Below are 18,556 nucleotides of genomic sequence, written 5' to 3'. Positions count from 1 at the left end.
GGCTACATGCTGCTACGCCTCACGGCAATAGCCCTGCTCCTCGGCATGCTGGCCGGCCCCGGCGGGACATCGCCCGCGCGCGGCGCCGAGCTGCCGGACAGCGCGCGCACGGACAGCGGCCGGTGGGGCGCCTGGGGCGCGATGCCGGCGCCCTCCGACAGCACCGTGCTCCGCATCGAGTCCTCGCCCACGCCCGGCTGGGCGCCGCTGGTTCTCGTCCCCTATCGCCTCGTTTCGCTGCCCTTCAGCCTGCTGCGTCTGGGCCTCGAGGGCGGCATCCGCACATGGGGCCGCCACGATCTGCCCTCGCTGCTCGGTCCCTATCCCCTGCCGGGCCACCTGATGGCCGAACTCGAGGCCGGCGGCCTCGGCGGTCTCGGCATGGGCGTCGACGTGAAGGACGTCGCCGGCGGACAAGCCCTGCGCCTGGGCCTGCGCGCGGCGCTGGGCGGCAGCCGCGAGGCGCGGCTCGGCCTGCGCGGCGGCCAGGGCAGGGCGCGGCTGGTACTGAGCGCGGGACACGCCCGCCGCGCGGCGCTGGCCTACTACGGTCTGGGTCCGGAGTCCAGCGCGGACGATCGCAGCGAATACCTGCAGGAGCTCAACTGGGGCGGTCTGGCGCTGGAGCTGGAGCCGGCCGCGCATCTGGAGCTGGAGCTGAGCGCCACGGCCAGCGGGCTCGCCGCTTACGACCGCGAGGGGCCGGCCTTCGCGGAAGCCACCGCCGCCACCGGCCGCTCCAGCGGCACGGCCGTCGGCCTGCGCGTGGTCTACGACAGCACGGACCAGGACGGCCGCCCCGCGCACGGCGGCGTCGTCGCCCTCAAGGCTGCGCGTTTCTTCGAGAGCGACGAGGGGCTCGCCGATTTCACGCACTACCGAGCTTCAATTGAGCGCTTCGTCGGCCTGTGGAACTCGGATCAGACCCTGGCCCTGCGCGCGGTCACGAGCTGGATCGAACCCGAGGGCGACGCCCCCGTGGCCTTCACCCGCCTGCTCGCCGGCGAGAACCCCGACCGCCAGCGCGGCTACCCCGCCGGGCGCTGGCGCGACCGCGGCCTCGCGCTGGCCACGGCCGAGTACCGCTGGCCGGTCTGGGCGCCCAGCGAGGCGGCGAGCCTCGGCCTCGACGCACTGCTCTTCAGCGACGTCGGGCAGGTCTTCGGCCACCTCGACGCGCTCGGCGACGCGATCAAGACCAGCTGGGGCGGCGGCCTGCGCCTGGTGGGCGGGGGCGGCGACTTCAGCGCCAGCCTCGAGATCGGCCACTCCGACGAGGGCACGCGCGTCGCGCTGCAGTTCGATCAGCACTTCCAGCACGCGAAAGGGGGGCTCTTCCATGGCGAAGAGGCGTCGGTGCGCCACTAGCCTGCTGCTCCTCGCGCTGCTGGCCCTCGCCGCGCCGGCGGCCGCGCGCAAGCCCGCGCCCCTGGCCGACGCGCCCGTCGCGTGGTGGGAAGATCCGGGCGCGCCCATCGCCAGGCCCGAGACCCGCGAACCTCACGACCTGGTGGACATGGCCCGCGACGGCTTCTTCCTGCCGGTGGAGCGCTTCTTCAATCCGCTGCGCCGCCTGCGCGATCTGAAGGGGGACCCCGTGGCGCCGGCGCGGGACATCAACAGCCTGGACGAGGCGCTGAACTCCAGCTGGTTCACCAACCGCATCGGGCTCTTCCCGATGAGCCCGGCCGAGGTTGCGCTGGGGCCGGGCCCCGGCCGCGGTCCCGACCCGGACGGCCCCTGGCTCGTGGTGGCCGCCAAGGCGCAGGGCGTCACGCCGGGCTTCACGGTGCGCGACGTGAACGGCACGACCTTCCTCGTGAAGTTCGACCCGCCCGGCTACCTGGGCATGACCAGCGCGGCGGGGGCCATCTGCGCGCGGCTCTTCCACGCGGCGGGCTACAACGTGCCGGACGACAACGTCGTCACCTTCACGCCCGAGCAGCTCGTGCTCGACGAGGGCGTCACGCTCAAGCTGCCCGACGGCACGCGCCGCGCCATGACGCGCGCGGATCTCGACGCGATCCTCGCCCCCGTGGAGCGGCTCGAGGACGGGCGCATCCTCGCGATCGCGAGCCGCTGGGTCGCGGGGCGTCCGATCGGCTGCTTCGACTACCGCGGGCTGCGCGCCGACGACCCCAACGACCGCATCCCTCACCAGGAGCGGCGCGAGCTGCGCGGCCTGCGCTTCTTCGCCGCGTGGCTGAACCACTTCGACACGAAGCAGCAGAACAGCATGGACACCTGGGAGCCGCTGGCCGACGGCGCCGACCGAGGCTTCGTGAAGCACTACCTCATCGATTTCGCCAGCACGCTCGGCCTCGGCGCGGGCGGCCCCGAGCCCACCTTCGGCCGCGAGCTGACCGTGGACTTCCCCGCCATCGCGAAGCGCACGGCGGCGCTCGGACTCCACGAGGACGCCTGGCGCCGTCTCGAGCGGCCGGCCGCGGCGCCGGGCCTCGGCTACTGGACGGCGCAGGACTTCGACCCCTGGGCCTTCGATCCCCTGCGCCCCAACAGCGCCTTCGCCGACTGCACGCCCCGTGACGCCTACTGGGCCGCCAAGATCATCAGCGCCTTCACCGACGAGCAGCTGCGCGCGGCGGTGACCGCCGGCCGCTACGTGGACCCCGCGGCCGCCGACGTCGTGGCGCGCGTGCTCGGCGAGCGGCGCGACATCATCGCGAAGGTCGCCTTCGACGAGACCCCGCCCCTGGACTTCTTCTCGCAGGTGGAAGGCGTGGTGCTCTGGCGCGACCTCGGCGTGGAACGCGGCATCTACCCCGCCGCCGGCACGCGCTACCGCGCGCGGCTCGCCACCGTGCGCGCCGATCGCCGCGTGGTCGAGCAGGGCGAGTGGATGGACCTGGCGGCCACGAACGTCGCGCTGTCCGCGCTGCCGGGCTTCGCGCGGGGCAAGGCGGTGCCACCGACCTCCGCACCCACGTATGTAGAAGTGCAGTGTCAGGTGGATCGCGGCGACGGCTGGAGCCGCACGGTGACCTGCTACCTCGCGCGGGCCAGCGGGCGCGTGGTGGCGGTGGACCGCTGATGGGCGCGGAACGTCGCAGCGCGCTCGACCGCTTCCTCGGCCTCTTCGCCGAGGTGCGGGCGGGCGAGGGCCTGTCGGCGCTGCTGCTCGCGGTGAACGTCTTCCTGCTGCTGACGAGCTACTACATCATGAAGCCGGTACGCGAGGCGCTGATCCTCGCCGCGCCCGGCGGCGCCGAACTGAAGAGCTACATGTCGGCCGGGCAGACGCTGCTCCTGCTGCTCTTCGTGCCGGCCTACGCGCGACTCGCCTCGCGCCTGCCCCGGCGACGCCTGCTCAACGGCGTGACGCTCTTCTTCGCCGCCTGCCTGGTGGCCTTCTGGCTGCTCGGCACCTCCACCACCCTGCCCCTGGGCGTACCCTTCTTCCTGTGGATAGGGATCTTCAGCGTGTCGCTGGTGGCGCAGTTCTGGAGCTTCGCCAACGATCTCTACACGCCCGAGCAGGGCAAGCGCCTGTTCGCGATCCTGGGCTTCGGCGCGTCGGCCGGCGCGGTCTTCGGCGCGACGAGCGTGAAGGGCCTGATCGCGCCGCTGGGCCTGATGGGCTCGCTGCTGGTGGCGGGCGCCGTGCTGCTCGTCAGTCTCGTCTTCACCAACTGGGTCGACGCGCGCGCGTCGGACCGGCGGCCGGCGGTGGCGAAGCAGGCCGAGGAGCCCATGGGCGACGAGAACCCCTACCGGCTCGTCTTCGGCCGCCGCTACCTGCTCTTGATCGCGCTGCTCATCCTGCTGCTGAACTGGGTGAACAGCACGGGCGAGTACATCCTCGGCAAGGTGGTGAGCGAGGCGGCGCGGGCGGCGGCCGCGGCTACCCCCGGCGCGCCGGCGGGCTTCGTGAACGACAGCATCGGCCGCTTCTACGGGGACTTCTACGGTGTCGTCAATGCGGCCAGCCTCGTGGTGCAGCTCTTCCTGGTGAGCCGCATCCTCAAGTACATCGGCGTGCGCGCGGCGCTGCTGATCCTGCCGGTGATCGCCTTCGCGGGCTACGCGCTGGCGGCCTTCGTGCCGGTGCTGGGGATCATCCGCTGGAGCAAGACGGCCGAGAACGCCACGGACTACTCGCTGATGAACACGCTCAAGGGCGTGCTCTTCCTGCCCACGACGCGCGAGGAGAAGTACAAGGCCAAGCAGGCCATCGACACGCTCTTCATGCGCGCGGGCGACGTGCTGAGCGCCGCGCTCGTCTTCGCGGGGACGACCTGGCTCGGCTTCGCCGCGCGGCAGTTCGCGCTGGTGAACCTGGGGCTGGTGCTCGTGTGGCTCGTGATCGCACTGCGCATCGGGCGCGAGTTCCAGCGGCTCACCGCCGCGAAGGGCTAGCCCTCGGGCCGCACCGGCGTGGCCGCGTCGGGTCCCACCACCGTCATCCAGCGCCGCACGGACCAGGACTTCACCAGCCCCTCGGTCACGTAGGGATCCACAGTCGCGAAGCTCTCCGCCACCTCGGGGCCGTCGCCCCGGAAGAAGAGGACGGCCCGGTCGGCCGGCTCGGTGAGCGCCCCGCCCAGCAGCAGCTCGCCGCGGTCGACGGCCGCCCAGGCCAGGCGCAGGTGGGCGTCGCGCAGGGCGGCCCGGCGCTCGAGGTAGTCGTCCGCGAGTTCGTAGAGCAGGAGGTAGTGCATGGCTGGAAGGTAGCAGATTCGGGGGTCACAGGGGGTAGCGGTATTTGGGCGCCGCGGGTCTTGAATGCTATGATTCCACTGTGACCCCTCACCGAGGTCCGGCCCTGCCCTTGGAGGACGCCATGAAAGCCGTGCTAGCAGCAGCCGCGCTCCTGTGCTCGCTCGCGACGGGCGCCGCCGCGCAGCCCTGGTTCACCATGACCACCGTGATCGACTACGAAAACTGCACCGCCGACGCGCCGCCGTATCAGTCGACCACCGTCTACTTCATCGTCGATCTCAACTACTTCGTCGATGCCATCACGGCGGTCGAGTTCCGCATCGCGGGTTTCCCGGACGTCCCCGGCGACGTGGTCATCACGCAGCACTGGGAGACCCCCCTCGTGATCGGCACGCCGGGCCATGGAATCGCTCTCGCGTTCTCACCGGCGCTGGCGGGCCCCCGCTGCTACCTGGGGAGGGTCGAGTTCTTCGTCGCGGCGGCGGACGCGCTCGGCGACGACTACTGCATGGAGTACAGCGAGTCCCTGGGCAGCGGGAGGCTGCTCGTGGTGGACTCGGAGTTCAACGAGATCGACGCTCTCGGCGACGCCTTCGTTTTCAATCCGGTGAACTGGCTGAACTGCAACTTCTGCCCGGACATCGTGTCCGCGGAAACGCAGAGCTGGAGCGCCGTCAAGAGCCTCTACTAGTCGAAGCTGCGGTCGCCCTTGGGGACGCGCCGCCGCTCGATCAGCCGGCCGTTCTCGTCGAAGCGGAACTCCAGGCCCAGCGCAGGGTAGCGCCAGCGCTCGGTCACGCCGGCCACGCCGCGGTCTTCGCGCAGGCGGAAGGGCGTGAAGCCGTGCTCCTCGAAGACGACGAGCTTGTCGCCCGGCAGCCGCTTGGCATAGAGGGAGTGCCGCAGGTCCGCGCGGCTCTGCTTGCCCCAGACGGGGAGGGGGCGGGGCTGGTACAGGATCTCCTCGCCGGCCGTGGCGCGCTGGGGCAGGGCCCCGGCGATCGCCAGCGCGGCGAGCGCGAGCAGGATGGTCTTCCGCATGGCCTCTTCCTTCGGTGTCGTGTCGCGTGGTGCAAAACGAGGTGCTGGAAGAGTCCATTATAGCGCATCGCGCCGCCCCGAGGCCAGTCGGGGCGGGCGTTTGCGGATCGCGGTGTCGGGAAGGCCTAGTCGGCGACGGGCGCGCCGGGATCCTTGGCGTAGAGCAACCAGTCCATGGCCAGGTCGTCGACGCGGCCCATGGCCGGGCAGATGTAGCGCTCGAAGTCGTCGTAGCCCATCTGGATGGCGGCGTGGCGGAAGCCGCGGGCCATCTTCGCCTCGCGGAAGACGATCACCGAGCGGCGCATGCCGCGCCGGAAGAAGATGCGCCGGCCCAGGTCGAGGCTCTGCTTGGCCTTGTCGCCGAGGTAGTCGCAGGCGCGGAAGTCGAGCAGCATGGCGAACTTGCCCTTCCAGCCCGCCGTGAGGCGGGTGGCCTCCTCGAGCCAGTCCTGCATGTCGTCGTTGCTCACCCTGCCCGTGAAACGGGTGTGGATGCCCCAGTCCATGCGCTTCATGATGTACATCGATCCTCGACTCCACGCCGCGGGTGCTTGAAGGGTATCGGCGGCCCCCGCGGGGATCTTGAGCGCCCGTCGCCGGAAACAAGAGCCGGCCGCCCCGGGGTGGAGCGGCCGGCGAGGTCCGGGAAGGGGAATTCCCAGAGATCAGAGGCTACCCCGGGCATCGGCCTGCGGCCGGCCCCGCTGAAGCCCTTTCCTTGTGCCGCCGAGAATGTGGCTGCGCGCCACCGGCCCAAGACCTGGGGCTGTGAACATTGTCGACACCCCGCATGCTGGGGGGTGGGCGGCCAGGCGCCGTCTGGAGAGGGGCAGATACAATTTCGACGGCACAAGGAGGTTGGGAGTAGAATGGGGGCATGATCGTCCTCCACTACCACCCGCTCGACGCCTCGCTCGCCGATCGACTTCGCGCAGCCCTGGATCCCGGCATCGACCTGCGCGTCCCGGGCCCCGGCGTGAACCTCGACGCCCTGGCGCCGCTCTGCGACGGCGTCATCGCCGGGCGCCTGTCCTTCGACTGGCTGCGCGCCGCTCGGAACCTGCGCTTCCAGGTGGTTCCGTACGCCGGCGTGCCGGCCCAGGACCGGACCCAGGTCGCCATGCTCCCCGCCGTGACGCTCTACAACAGCCACTTCAACGCGGACGTCACCGCCGAGCACGCCTGGGCGCTGCTGCTCGCCGCGGCGAAGCGCCTGCTGCCCGCCCACGCGCGGCTCGCGCGCGGCGACTGGACCCCGCGCTACGACGGCCCGCTCTCGGCGCGCCTGGCCGGCGCGCGGCTGCTCGTGCTGGGGCACGGGGCCGTGGGCGGCCGCGTGGCGGCCATCGGCCGGGCCTTCGGCATGCGGGTGGACGCCGTGACCCGCCACGGCCAGCCCGCGCCAGGGCTGGAGCGCACGGGGACCACGGCGGCGTTGCGCGCGCTGCTGGCCGAGGCCGACGCGATCGTCTGCTGCCTGCCGGACACGCCCGCCACCGCAGGACTGCTGAATGCGGCCGCCTTCGCCGCCATGAAGCCCGGGGCGGTGTTCGTCAACGTGGGGCGCGGCGCCTGCGTGGACGAAGGCGCGCTGCACGACGCGCTCACCGGCGGCCGTCTCGGCGCGGCGGGGCTCGACACCTGGTGGCGGTATCCCACGGTCCCGGAGGAGCGCGCCGCCTGCCCGCCGGGGCGCCGCGACTGGGCCGGGGTGGAGAACGTCGTGCTGAGCCCGCACCGCGCGAGCCACGCCGAGGGCCGCGAGGAGGCCCGCATGGACGCGCTGGCCGCGCTGCTGAACGCCATCGCGCGCGGCGCGCCGCCGCGGCCGGTGGATCTCGCCGAGGGCTACTGAATGTAGCGCCGCAGGACGCGCCCGACCGTCATCCCCTGCACCAGGATCGAGAACAGCACCACGACGTAGGTGCAGGTGAGGATGAGGCTCTTCTCCGGGATCGGCGGCAGCGACAGCGCCAGAGCGACGCTGATCCCCCCGCGCAGGCCCGCCCAGGTGAGGATGCGCACCACGCCGCGGTTGAAGATCCGCCGCGAGCGCAGCAGCCCGATCGGCAGCGCCACGCTCACCAGTCGCGCGAGCAGCACGATCGCGATGCAGGCCAGCCCCGCCAGCGCGCTCCTCGCGCTGAAGGAGAGCAGCAGCACCTCGACGCCGATGAGCAGGAAGAGCACGGCGTTGAGGATCTCGTCGAGCAGCTCCCAGAACTTCTCCAGGTAGTCGGCCACCGTCTCGCTCATGGCCAGCGCGCGCCCGCGGTTACCGATGAAGATGCCCGCCGTCACCACCGCGATGGGCCCCGACAGGTGCAGCGCCCCCGCCAGGCTGTAGCCGCCCATGACCAGCGCGAGGCTGAGCATGACCTCCACCTTGTAGTCGTCGATGGCCAGCATCAACCGATAGGTGACGTAACCCGCGGCCAGGCCCAGCAGGGCGCCGCCGCCCGCCTCGCGCAGGAAGAGCCAGATCAGCCCCATCGGACCCAGCGCCTCGCCGCCGTGCCCGTGGCCGCCGCTCGCGCCGCCGCCGTGGCTTTCGATCAGCGCGACGAGCCCCGTGAACACGACGACCGCCACGCCGTCGTTGAAGAGGCTCTCGCCGGCGATCTTGGCCTCCAGCGCAGGCGGCGCGTGCAGGCTCTTGAGGGTGCCCATCACGGCGATGGGGTCCGTCGGCGAGATCAGCGCCCCGAAGACCAGGCAGGCCAGCCACGACGCCTCCAGCCCCAGCGCGCCGAAGAGCAGCTTGGCCATGACCCCCACCAGCGCCGTCGAGATGAGCAGCCCCACCGTGGCCAGCAGCCCGATGCTCAGCCGGCGCTGGAGGAAGTAGTCGAGATCGGCGTGCAGGGCGCCGGCGAAGAGCAGGAAGCCCAGCATGCCGTGCATGAGGGCGGCGTTGAAGTCGATGCCGCGCAGGAAGCCGCGGATGCTCGCGTCCAGCGCGAAGCCCGGCCACAGCCAGTGGATCAGCATCACCCCCAGCGAGCTGGTCAGGCTGATGAGCAGCAGCCCCACGGCCGGGTTCAGCTTGAGCCAGCGGCTGTTGAGCGTGCCGAAGAGCGCGGCCAGGGTGAGCAGGATGGCGCTGACGGTGAAGAGCGACATGCGTCCTCCGCGGTGGGCGTTCCTTGTGCCGCCGAAAATGTGTCTGACGTCCCCTGCGGCAAGCTGCCGGGCACCCCGGCACTCCATGCGGCGTGTCAACCCTGTTCACAGCACAAGATCTTGGCGCTGAGACCCGAGACACATTTTCGGCGGCACAAGGGAAGCTATAGCGCGCCGGGGCCGAAAGGTCGAGCGCCGTGCTGTCTTGACGCCGCCCGCCCCGCGTCGCAAGCTAGTGGCCAACCCAAGCCCCCCGGAGGGCCATGAGCGAGGTCCACGAGACGCCCGGCCGCCTGCCCCTGCCGCTCAGCGAGCGCGCCAAGGAGCTGGACTGCCTCTTCACCATCGAAGAGCAGCTGGTGGACATCGACGGCGAGATCGCCGACGCCTTCGCCTCGGTGCTCGAAGCACTTCCTCAGGGCTGGCGCTTTCCGGATGTCTGCCAGGGGCTGATCCGCTTCGAGGACGAGGTCTACCGCAACCGCGAGTTCCAGCCCACGCAGTGGCGTCTGGCCGCGCCGATCCGGATCCTGGATCGCAAGTTCGGCACGCTGGAGGTCTACTACCTCGAGGAGCGGCAGGGCCCCGACGGCGAGGCCTTCACCGCGCACGAGCGGCGGCTGCTGAGCACGATCGCCGACCGGCTGGCGCACTTCATCCTGCACAAGCGCATCGACTCGCTGCGCGAGCGCTGGGAGCAGACGCGGCGCGAGGGACGTCGCAGCGCCTGGAAGGGCTCGCTGCAGATGCTGCGCGCCTCGGACCCGGAGCTCTACCAGCGCATCGCGCGCAAGATGCTCAACTACCTCTCCGCGCTGGGCGTCGACGAAGCCCGCGCCATGCTGCAGGAGGCGCGCGCGCTGGCCGACCCCGAGGCCATCACGGGCGAGAGCAACGTCGCGTCCACCCACCTGCGCGCCGACCGCGAGCTGCTGGGCAGCGATCGCCCGTTCGCGCTGGCGGCCGGTCACCTGGGCGGCGAGCAGATCCTGGCCCTGGTGGAGAAGTGGCTGCTGGAGGACCGGGCGGGCTTCTTCATCAACATCCTGGCCAACCCGCGCTCGTCGCTCAACGAGATCGCCGAGGCGATCCGCCGCTACAAGCACGTGGTGGCCGACGGCGCCGGCCTGCCCGCCTCGGTGATGCGCGGCCTGCGCGTCACGCTGGCGCAGCGATTCCTCACCGAGCAGCTCGACTTCCTCAAGGTGGCGAAGGACTACATCAAGATCACCGACATGGCCGGCCTGCTGGACCACATGATCCTGCCCACCAGCAGCCAGGGCAAGCTGGGCGGCAAGAGCGCGGGTCTGCTGCTCGCGCGGCGGCTGCTGGAGCAGTGCGCCACCGAGGACAGCCCCGTGGGCGAGATCCACGTGCCGCGGACCTGGTACGTCGCCTCCGACGCGGTGATGGACTTCATCGCCTACAACGACCTCGAGGACGTGATCGAGCAGAAGTTCAAGGACCTCGAGCAGATCCGCGCGGAGTACCCGCACCTGGTGCAGCTCTTCAAGGACAGCATGTTCCCGCCGGACTTCGTCCGCGGCCTGAGCCAGGCGCTGGACGACCTGGGCGACGTCCCGCTCATCGTGCGCAGCTCGAGCCTCCTGGAGGACCGCCTCGGCACGGCCTTCAGTGGCAAGTACAAGAGCCTCTTCCTGCCCAACCAGGGCAGCAAGCGCGAGCGGCTCGACGCCGCGCTGGACGCCATCGCCGAGATCTACGCCTCCACCTTCGGGCCGGACCCCATCGCCTACCGTCGCGATCGCGGCCTGCTCGAGTTCAGCGAGGAGATGGGCATCCTGATCCAGGAGGTGGTGGGCCGCCGCGCGGGCAGGTACTGGCTGCCGGCCTTCGCGGGCGTGGCCTTCAGCAACAACGAGTTCCGCTGGTCGCCGCGGATCAAGCGCGAGGACGGGATCGTCCGCCTCGTGCCCGGCCTCGGCACCCGCGCCGTGGACCGCGTGAGCGACGACTACCCCATCCTCGCCGTGCCCGGCCAGCCGCAGCTGCGGGCGAACGTCGCCGTGGACGAGCAGCTCCGCTACGCGCCGCGCAAGGTGGACCTGATCAACCTCGAGACGAACCGCTTCGAAACCGTCGAGGTGAACGCGCTGCTGAAGGAGCTGGGCGACGACGTCCCCGGCCTCGACCGGGTCTACTCGCTCTACAAGGACGGGCGCATGCAGAAGCTCGTGCCGCTGCTCTACGACGCCGCGCAGCACGAGGCCATCCCCACCTTCGACGCGCTCCTCCAGGGCACGCCCTTCCTCCAGCAGATCCGCAACATGCTCACGATCCTCGCCGAGAAGCTGGAGACGCCCATCGACCTGGAGTTCGCCCACGACGGCGAGCGCTTCTACCTGTTGCAGTGCCGTCCGCAGAGCAGCGCCGGCGAGGACGGCCCCGCGCCCATCCCGCGCGACCTGCCCGCCGAGGAACGCGTCTTCAGCGCGCGGCGCTACGTGTCCAACGGCTGGATGCCCGACCTGACGCACGTCGTCTACGTGGATCCCGCCGCCTACCTGCAGCTGCCCGACCGCGAGTCGATGCAGGCCGTGGGGCAGGCCGTGGGGCGTCTCAACAAGCTGCTGCCCCGGCGGCAGTTCGCGCTCATGGGACCGGGGCGCTGGGGCAGCCGCGGCGACATCCGCCTGGGCGTGCCCGTGACCTACGCGGACATCAGCAACTGCGCGCTGCTGGTGGAGATCGCGCGGCGCCAGGGCGGCGTGGTGCCCGACCTCTCCTTCGGGACGCACTTCTTCCAGGACCTGGTGGAGAGCCGCATCCGCTATCTGCCGCTCTACCCGGAGGACGCGGGCGTCCTGTTCAACGACGACTTCTTCATGAACTCGCGGAACGCGCTGGTCGACCTGCTGCCCGAGCACGCGGCGCTCGCGGGGGTGATCCGGCTCATCGACGTGGCGCGCGTCACCGACGGGCAGATCCTGCGGGTTCATCTCAACGCGGACCTCGACGAGGCGCTGGCCTTCCTCTGCCACCCCGGCTGCGGACCGGGCCCCGAGCCCGAGCCGGAGTTCGCCTCGCCGGAGAGCCGCGAGGATCACTGGCGCTGGCGTCGCCGCATGGTGGAGCACCTGGCCACGAGCCTGGACGCCGAGCACTTCGGCGTGAAGGGGCTCTACCTCTACGGGAGCGTCAAGAACGGCGCGGCGCGGGCGGACAGCGACATCGACCTGCTCGTCCACGTGGACGACGATCCCTCCCGCCACCGCGACCTGGAGCACTGGCTCACGGGCTGGAGCCAGGCCCTGGCGGAGATGAACGCCCTGCGCACGGGCTACGTCTGCGACCGGCTGCTGGACGTCCGCCTGGTCACCGACCAGGACATCGCCGGCGGCGACAGCCACGCGGCCAAGATCGGCGCGGCCACGGATCCGGCGCTGGCCCTGCCCCTGGGCGGCGGTCGCTAGTCGGGCGATTTCCGCCCGTTTCATCTTAAGTTTGCAATCTTTCCGTCGATAACTGGAGGACGCCCGGTCGGCCACGGCCCGGGGTGCGGGTCCGTGGCGCGGGACACCGTCCATCGCCCGCGGAGGACTGCGATGTTCAAGCGATTCACCCACTTGAAGTTGCGAAGCAAGCTGCTCCTGACCGGCTGCGCCCTGACCGCGGTGCCGCTGCTCGTGGTCGCCGTCATGACCTTCGTCGAGAACCAGGCCATGTGCGAGGCCGCCGAGGAAGAGACCATGGCCAGCGCCCTGGAGAACCTCGACCGCACGGCCGCCGGGATCTACGCGCTGGTGGCCTCCCACCAGGAAGTGAACGAGCACAACCTCGTGGGCGCGCTGAACGTCGCGCGCGATGTTCTCGAGGCCGCCGGCCCGATCGGCTTCGACACCCAGCCCGCCACCTGGACCGCGGTGAACCAGGTCACGAAGCAGGCCACGCAGGTGCAGCTGCCGCGCATGACCGCGGGCGGACGCTGGTTCGGCCAGATCAAGTCGCCGGAGTCGGAGGTGGCGGTGGTGGATCACGTCCACGACCTGGTGGACGTCACCTGCACGATCTTCCAGCGCATGGACGACTCGGGCGACATGCTGCGCGTCGCCACCAACGTGGTGAAGACGGACGGCACCCGCGCCATCGGGACCTACATCCCCGCGAAGCACCCCGACGGCAGCAGCGACCCCGTGATCGCCAAGGTGCTGCGCGGCGAGACCTTCCATGGCCGCGCCTACGTGGTGGACGGCTGGTACATCACCGCCTACGAGCCGATCACCGAGGACGGCCGCGTGGTGGGCATGCTCTACGTGGGCGTCCCGCAGGAGAGCGTGAAGAGCCTGCGCGAGGCGATCATGAGCGTGGTCGTGGGCAAGACGGGCTACGTCTTCGTGCTCGACAGCGATGGCCGCTACGTGATCTCCAAGGACGGCAAGCGCGACGGCGAGGACATCTCCGGCGCCAAGGACGCCAACGGCGTGCTCTTCATCCAGGAGATCGTCAAGAAGGGCCGCGCGCTGGCGCCGGGTCAGATCGCCGAGCAGCGCTACCCCTGGAAGAACGCCGACGACAACACCTCCCGCGACAAGATCGCCCGCATCGCCTACTTCGCGCCCTGGGACTGGGTGATCGGCGTCAGCACCTACGAGGACGAATTCCTGGCCGGCACGCAGCGCCTGCGCAATCTCGGCGACCGCATCCAGATGCTGCTGATCGTGACCTTCTTCGTCTCGATGGCGCTCACCCTGGTCATCTGGCTGCTGGCCTCGCGGCAGATCGCCGGACCGCTGCAGCAGGTGATCGACGGCCTCGAGCACGGCGCGAAGCAGGTGGCCTCCGCGTCGTCCGACGTGGCGATCGCCAGCCGCACCCTCGCCGACGGCTCGGGCTCCCAGGCCGCGGCACTGGAGGAGACCTCCGCCTCGCTCGAAGAGGTGGCGGCCATGACCACGGCCAACGCCGATCACGTGAAGGAAGCCCACAACCTCATGGAGTCGGCCAACGGCGCCATGCAGCGGGCGGGCACGGCGATGAACGACATGACGTCGTCCATGGAGGCCATTCGCGAGGCCAGCCAGGAGACGTCGAAGATCGTCAAGAGCATCGACGAGATCGCCTTCCAGACCAACCTGCTGGCCCTCAACGCCGCCGTGGAGGCCGCGCGCGCCGGCGAGGCCGGGGCCGGCTTCGCCGTCGTGGCCGACGAGGTGCGCAATCTCGCCATGCGCGCGGCCAAGGCGGCGCGCAGCACCGCCGACCTGATCGAGCAGACGGTGGAGAAGGTGGAAGGCGGCGTCGGGCTGGTGGAGCAGACGAACACCGCCTTCGCCGAGGTCGCCTCGAGCTCGCAGAGCGTCGGCGAGCTGCTGGCGCAGATCGCCACGGCGTCGGCCGAGCAGGCCGAGGGCATCCGCCAGGTGAACATGGCGATGACGAGCATCGATCACGCCGTGCAGGACGGCGCGGCGAGCGCGGACGAGTCCGCCAGCGCGAGCCAGCAGATGAACAACCAGGCGGTGGAGATGAAGAATCTCATCGACGCGTTGCTCTGCCTCGTCAACGGCGAGAGCAGTGTCGAGTCGGGCGTGTGCTGAGGCTGCCGACCTGGCCGAACGACAACGCCCCCGCTCAGCAGATGAGCGGGGGCGTTTTCACAGGCCGTGGGCGCGAGCGCTAGGTTTCCGAACCCGGCGCCGGCTCGGGCGACACGCTGCCGCCCAGATGCTTGCCCAGGAACTTCTCCATGGCGCCGTAGAAGTCGAAGCGGTTCTCCTCGTTGGCGAAGCCGTGGCCCTCGTTGTCCTTGACCATGTACTCCACCTCGATGCCGCGGCCGCGCAGGGCCTCGACGATCTGGTCGCTCTCGGCCTTGTTCACGCGCGGGTCGTTGGCGCCCTGCGCCACCAGCATGGGCACCTGGATCTGGTCCACGTGGAAGAAGGGCGAGATGGAGCGGATGAAGTCCGGATCCGTGTCCGGGTCGCCCACCATCTCCTTCACCATGGCGATGAACGGCTCCCAGTAGGGCGGGAAGGCCTTCATCCAGGTGAAGATGTTCGAGACGCCCACGTAGTCCACGCCGCAGGCGTAGAGATCGGGCGTGAAGGTGACGCCGGCCAGCGTGGCGTAGCCGCCGTAAGAGCCGCCGTAGATGCCGATCCTGTCCGGATCCGCGACCCCCTGGTTGATGAGCCACTTCACGCCGTCGGTGACGTCGTCCTGCATCGTGAGGCCCCACTGGCGGAAGCTCTTCGTCCAGAACTCCTTGCCGTAGCCGGTGGAGCCGCGGAAGTTCATCTGCAGCACGGCGTAGCCGCGGTTGGCGAGGAACTGCACCTCGGGGTTGAAGCCCCAGTAGTCGCGCGCCCAGGGGCCGCCGTGGGGGTTGACCACCACCGGCAGGTTCTTGGCCTCGATGCCGCGGGGCAGCGTGAGGTAGCCGTGGATGGTCAGGCCGTCGCGGCTGGTGTACTGGACGGGCTTCATGTCCGCCATCGCCGCCGCGTCGAGCCACGGACTCACCTCGACGAGCTTCTCCAGCTTGCCGCCGTCGCGGTCCAGGTAGTAGTAGGCGCCGCGGGTCTTGTCGCTGAAGGTGCGCACCAGGACGCGGCGCTCGTCGCGGCTCATGCTGGCCACGGCCACCTCGACGCCCGGCAGCTGGCTCTCCAGGGTCTCCTGAAGCTGGCGGCGGTCCTCGTCGAAGAACTTGTAGCCGCGCTTGTCGGTGAAGTAGGCCACGCCCGTGATCACCTTGCGGTGGCGCGAGCGCATCAGGTTCTCGACGTCCACCTCGGGGTGCTCGTAGATCAGGTCGAGCTGCGTGGCCGTGCGGGGGTCGTAGGTGAAGATGGCGGTCTTGTCGCGGCCGATGTTCGACGCCACGTAGAGCAGCGAGTCGTCGAAGGTGAAGGAGAGCGGCTGGAGCGACTCCTTGAAGTTGGTGGTGAGCACCGTCTTGAAGGGCTCGCTCTCGGTCTCGCGGTAGAGCAGGCTGCTGTTCACGCCGTCGGTGGTGGTCGCCACGCGCACGTGGCCGGCGTTGTCGGTCTGCCAGCCGGTGATGTTCCCGGGGTTCTCCGCCACCCGCTCCAGCGCGCCGGTGTTCACGTCCACCTTGTAGACGTCGTGGATGCGCGGGTCGCGGTCGTTGATGGCCAGCAGCATGTGGTCGTCGTCGTCCTCGAGCGCGTCGACGAAGCGGGTCTGCACCGACTCGAAGGGCGTGAGATCGAGAAAGTTGCCGCCGTCGAGATCCACGGCGTAGGCGTGGTAGTTCTCGTCGCCGCCGGAGTCCTGGACGTAGACCAGCCGGTTGGGGTTCGCCCAGCCGTAGCCAAAGATGTCCCTCGCCGTGGAGGACGTCACCCGCGTCACCTGGTCGCTGTCCACCGCGCGGACGTGGACGTTCAGTCGGCCCTCCCAGGGCTGGAGCCAGGAGAAGTACCGGCCGTCCGGCGACAGCTGGAAACTGGTCTGCTCCGGGTTGCGGAAGAAGTCCTGCATCGCGATCAAGGGTGCCTGCTCCTCATGTTTGGTCGCGCAGCCGACCATCGCCGGCAGCGCCAGCGCGATCAGGCAGGCGGACAGAAACTGCCTGGACATCTCATACTCCTCACTGACGTGGACGTCCTCGACGAGGACTGGGATGGAAGCGCCGGCGCCCCCTGGCACGCGCTTCACGCCGCCGCGGCCGGCGGCCACGAACGACTAGCGAAGATACGCCCTCGGAGTTACGGGGTCCAGGCGATCCGCGGTCAGGGCGCGGGTTCCAGGAACTCCACGGCGCCGTCCGCCAGGCGATAGAAGGCCGAAAGCACGCGCGTGTGCCCCGTCGCCGCCACGGCGGGCAGGGCGCGCCGCAGGGCCGCGGCCACGTGGCGGGCGTTGGCGCGGGCGGCGACGTCCACCTGCTCGGCGCCGTCGCCGGGGAGCGCGAGCCCCTCCAGCGCGGGGCTGACGCGCGCCACCAGCCCCCCCAGCGCTCCCGGGGGCGGACTGTCCCCCAGGGCCGCCGTCACCGCGCCGCAGGCCTCGTGGCCCAGCACCAGCACGAGGGGCACCTCCAGGCGGTTCACGGCGAACTCCAGGCTGCCGAGGACGGTCTCGTCCAGCACGTTGCCGGCCACGCGCACCACGAAGAGGTCGCCCAGCCCCTGGTCGAAGATCAGCTCGGGCGGCACGCGGGAGTCGGCGCAGCCCAGCACGGCGGCGAAGGGATTCTGTCCGGCGGCCAGCTCGGCGCGCCACTCGGGATCGAGACGTGGATGCGACTGGCGGAAGGCCTGATAGCGGGCGTTGCCGTTGCGCAGGCGCGCCAGCGCGTTTTGCCAGGATGTGTCGGGCATGTCGGCCCCCCGGAGCGAGACGGGAGCCAGAGTAGGCGAGTCGGTCGCGTCAGTCCACCTGCGTTTCCGCAGGTTCAGGTTCGCCTTGCTGGGTTTCCGCGAGGCCCTCGGGCGCCATCTGGGGCAGGTGCAGGAGACGCAGCCGCGGCAGCGCGGCCTCCACCTCGCCCGTGCAGACCTGCTCCAGGTTCTCCGCGCCCAGCAGCCGCAGCCAGCTCTCGTGGGGCCGGTAGACGGTGGCCAGCTCCTGGTCCGCCGGCGCCGGCGTGGCCGCGTGCACGAAGAGATCCGCCAGGTGCACCACCGCCAGCGAGCGCCGGCAGCCGGGATCGATCGCGCTGATTGAGACGTAGCTCGGCGCATGGTGGTGACGGATCACCTGCAGGCTCTCGTCCGGCAGGCCCCAGGCCGCCGCCACCGCCGCACCCAGACGCGCGTGCCGCGCACCCAGCCGCGCCTCCTCGATGAGCACGCTGCGGTCGGTGAAGTGCACCGGGTAGTAGAGTGCCTTGGCGCGGTCCGGCCACACGTTGAGGCAGATCAGCTTGCCGATGTCGTGCAGCAGCGCCATCGTCGAGATCTTGTCGGGCTCGGCCAGCCCGCGGCTCTTGGCCAGCGCGAAGGCCACCTTGCTGGTGGCGAAGCTGTGCTGCCAGAGCCCTTCCACCAGGGCCTGCGCCGCCTTGTCCGCGCCGCCGAGCCCCTCGTTCACGCAGGCGCGCCAGATGATGTTGCGCACTTCCACGTGACCCAGGTAGACGACCGCGCGAAAGACCGAGCCGACCTTCTGGTTGAGCCCGTAGAACGCCGAGTTCACGATGCGCAGCACCTGGGCGGCGAGCGCCGCATCGCTGAGCACCAGCTCGGTGATCTGCTTGGGGTTGAACTCGGCGCCGGTGACGCCCGCGAGGATCTTCTGACGCGCCTTGAGCCGGCCGGCGATGCTGTCCGCCTGGGCCATGATCTCGCTCATGTCGTCGGCGTCGCCGCCGTCTTCGTCGAGGTAGTTGAAGTCCTCCGGCGGGTTGTCGAAGCGCCAGACGTGCACGGGACTGCTGGACGGCGTCTCCACGCGCGGCCGCTCGGCGCGCTCGGACGCGGCCGGCGCGGGGCGTTCGCTCGCGTCGGCGCTGCGCCGCACGGGATTGCTTCGCGACGCGGCCGGCCGAGCCGCGGCGGACGGCGACGTCGCGTCGTCCCGCTTCGCGGAGAGGACGGCGATCGCGAGCAGGGCCAGCATCAGCAGGCCCAGAAGCAGCATCACCAGTAGCTCCATGCACGCTCCAGGTCGTTGTCCTGGGAATCGGATGCTAAGTCGCTGAAGTTTAGACATTTCACCCTGTAACACGCCCCGTGCCGACGGGCGGGGACGCGGGGGGCCTTGCGGGGTACCGAGA

14 protein-coding genes are annotated in these 18,556 nt (G+C 70.5%); 7 read left to right on the top strand and 7 right to left on the bottom strand.

Features of this window, described 5'->3' with window-relative positions; translation table 11 throughout:
• Positions 1-6: 6 nt before the first annotated feature.
• The 3 genes from H6693_13370 to H6693_13360 are packed head-to-tail and all read left to right on the top strand — an operon-like array spanning position 7 to position 4,377.
• On the top strand, positions 7-1,368 hold the full coding sequence (locus tag H6693_13370; protein ID MCB9517174.1) for a BamA/TamA family outer membrane protein: 1,362 nt from the start codon (positions 7-9) through the stop codon (positions 1,366-1,368).
• Positions 1,340-3,052, top strand: a complete 1,713-nt coding sequence (locus H6693_13365; GenBank protein ID MCB9517173.1) for a hypothetical protein — start codon at positions 1,340-1,342, stop codon at positions 3,050-3,052. The genes H6693_13370 and H6693_13365 overlap by 29 nt, the downstream gene beginning before the upstream one ends.
• Positions 3,052-4,377, top strand: a complete 1,326-nt coding sequence (locus H6693_13360) for an MFS transporter (protein MCB9517172.1) — start codon at positions 3,052-3,054, stop codon at positions 4,375-4,377. Before H6693_13365 ends, H6693_13360 begins: the two co-directional genes overlap by 1 nt.
• Here the strand turns inward: H6693_13360 and H6693_13355 are convergent.
• A complete protein-coding gene (locus H6693_13355) occupies positions 4,374-4,679 on the bottom strand; it encodes a YciI family protein (protein MCB9517171.1) in 306 nt (101 codons plus the stop codon). The genes H6693_13360 and H6693_13355 overlap by 4 nt on opposite strands.
• A gap of 122 nt (positions 4,680-4,801) precedes the next feature.
• Here H6693_13355 and H6693_13350 point away from each other — a divergent pair, with 122 nt between their 5' ends.
• Complete coding sequence (locus tag H6693_13350; GenBank protein ID MCB9517170.1) at positions 4,802-5,371, top strand: hypothetical protein; 570 nt, start codon at positions 4,802-4,804, stop codon at positions 5,369-5,371.
• Here H6693_13350 and H6693_13345 read toward each other — a convergent pair.
• Both H6693_13345 and H6693_13340 read right to left on the bottom strand, forming a co-directional pair.
• Positions 5,368-5,721 (bottom strand): hypothetical protein, encoded by a 354-nt coding sequence (locus H6693_13345; GenBank protein ID MCB9517169.1) that lies wholly within the window; start codon positions 5,719-5,721, stop codon positions 5,368-5,370. The two genes, H6693_13350 and H6693_13345, sit on opposite strands and share 4 nt — an antisense overlap.
• A 125-nt stretch (positions 5,722-5,846) precedes the next feature.
• Entirely contained in the window at positions 5,847-6,248 is a 402-nt protein-coding gene (locus tag H6693_13340) for a hypothetical protein (protein ID MCB9517168.1), read from the bottom strand.
• A 353-nt stretch (positions 6,249-6,601) separates the two neighbouring features.
• On the opposite strand from H6693_13340, the gene H6693_13335 reads away from it, so the two are divergent.
• The gene (locus H6693_13335; GenBank protein MCB9517167.1) at positions 6,602-7,579 is read left to right on the top strand and encodes a hydroxyacid dehydrogenase; all 978 of its coding nucleotides are present in this window, start codon (positions 6,602-6,604) and stop codon (positions 7,577-7,579) included.
• On the opposite strand, the gene H6693_13330 is transcribed toward H6693_13335, so the two are convergent.
• Positions 7,573-8,847, bottom strand: coding sequence for a sodium:proton antiporter (locus H6693_13330; protein ID MCB9517166.1), 1,275 nt, complete (start codon positions 8,845-8,847; stop codon positions 7,573-7,575). The genes H6693_13335 and H6693_13330 overlap by 7 nt on opposite strands.
• A 263-nt stretch (positions 8,848-9,110) precedes the next feature.
• Between H6693_13330 and H6693_13325 the strand changes: the two genes are divergently transcribed.
• Both H6693_13325 and H6693_13320 read left to right on the top strand, forming a co-directional pair.
• Complete coding sequence (locus tag H6693_13325; GenBank protein MCB9517165.1) at positions 9,111-12,281, top strand: nucleotidyltransferase domain-containing protein; 3,171 nt, start codon at positions 9,111-9,113, stop codon at positions 12,279-12,281.
• Positions 12,282-12,413: 132 nt separating this feature from the next.
• Entirely contained in the window at positions 12,414-14,405 is a 1,992-nt protein-coding gene (locus H6693_13320; GenBank protein MCB9517164.1) for a Cache 3/Cache 2 fusion domain-containing protein, read from the top strand.
• A gap of 79 nt (positions 14,406-14,484) precedes the next feature.
• On the opposite strand, the gene H6693_13315 is transcribed toward H6693_13320, so the two are convergent.
• The 3 genes from H6693_13315 to H6693_13305 all read right to left on the bottom strand — a co-directional run bounded on the left by H6693_13315 (position 14,485) and on the right by H6693_13305 (position 18,435).
• Positions 14,485-16,416, bottom strand: a complete 1,932-nt coding sequence (locus H6693_13315; GenBank protein MCB9517163.1) for a S9 family peptidase — start codon at positions 16,414-16,416, stop codon at positions 14,485-14,487.
• Between the two features lie 152 nt (positions 16,417-16,568).
• Entirely contained in the window at positions 16,569-17,159 is a 591-nt protein-coding gene (locus tag H6693_13310; GenBank protein ID MCB9517162.1) for a carbonic anhydrase, read from the bottom strand.
• 49 nt (positions 17,160-17,208) lie between these two features.
• The gene (locus H6693_13305) at positions 17,209-18,435 is read right to left on the bottom strand and encodes an HDOD domain-containing protein (protein ID MCB9517161.1); all 1,227 of its coding nucleotides are present in this window, start codon (positions 18,433-18,435) and stop codon (positions 17,209-17,211) included.
• Positions 18,436-18,556 lie beyond the last annotated feature (121 nt).

Source organism: Candidatus Latescibacterota bacterium, assembly GCA_020633725.1.
Classification (GTDB): domain Bacteria; phylum Krumholzibacteriota; class Krumholzibacteriia; order JACNKJ01; family JACNKJ01; genus VGXI01.
Note: the sequence above shows the minus strand (reverse complement) of the source record. Positions and strands in the feature narration are given on the sequence as shown.

What these genes read in the sequence shown, in the direction of transcription:
- H6693_13320 (MCB9517164.1), top strand. Translation starts at nt 12,414, where the DNA reads ATGTTCAAGCGATTCACCCACTTGAAGTTGCGAAGCAAGCTGCTCCTG.
- H6693_13360 (MCB9517172.1), top strand. Translation starts at nt 3,052, where the DNA reads ATGGGCGCGGAACGTCGCAGCGCGCTCGACCGCTTCCTCGGCCTCTTC.
- H6693_13330 (MCB9517166.1), bottom strand. Translation starts at nt 8,847, where the DNA reads ATGTCGCTCTTCACCGTCAGCGCCATCCTGCTCACCCTGGCCGCGCTC.
- H6693_13355 (MCB9517171.1), bottom strand. Translation starts at nt 4,679, where the DNA reads ATGCACTACCTCCTGCTCTACGAACTCGCGGACGACTACCTCGAGCGC.
- H6693_13370 (MCB9517174.1), top strand. Translation starts at nt 7, where the DNA reads ATGCTGCTACGCCTCACGGCAATAGCCCTGCTCCTCGGCATGCTGGCC.
- H6693_13305 (MCB9517161.1), bottom strand. Translation starts at nt 18,435, where the DNA reads ATGGAGCTACTGGTGATGCTGCTTCTGGGCCTGCTGATGCTGGCCCTG.
- H6693_13350 (MCB9517170.1), top strand. Translation starts at nt 4,802, where the DNA reads ATGAAAGCCGTGCTAGCAGCAGCCGCGCTCCTGTGCTCGCTCGCGACG.
- H6693_13335 (MCB9517167.1), top strand. Translation starts at nt 6,602, where the DNA reads ATGATCGTCCTCCACTACCACCCGCTCGACGCCTCGCTCGCCGATCGA.
- H6693_13340 (MCB9517168.1), bottom strand. Translation starts at nt 6,248, where the DNA reads ATGTACATCATGAAGCGCATGGACTGGGGCATCCACACCCGTTTCACG.
- H6693_13345 (MCB9517169.1), bottom strand. Translation starts at nt 5,721, where the DNA reads ATGCGGAAGACCATCCTGCTCGCGCTCGCCGCGCTGGCGATCGCCGGG.
- H6693_13365 (MCB9517173.1), top strand. Translation starts at nt 1,340, where the DNA reads ATGGCGAAGAGGCGTCGGTGCGCCACTAGCCTGCTGCTCCTCGCGCTG.
- H6693_13315 (MCB9517163.1), bottom strand. Translation starts at nt 16,416, where the DNA reads ATGTCCAGGCAGTTTCTGTCCGCCTGCCTGATCGCGCTGGCGCTGCCG.
- H6693_13310 (MCB9517162.1), bottom strand. Translation starts at nt 17,159, where the DNA reads ATGCCCGACACATCCTGGCAAAACGCGCTGGCGCGCCTGCGCAACGGC.
- H6693_13325 (MCB9517165.1), top strand. Translation starts at nt 9,111, where the DNA reads ATGAGCGAGGTCCACGAGACGCCCGGCCGCCTGCCCCTGCCGCTCAGC.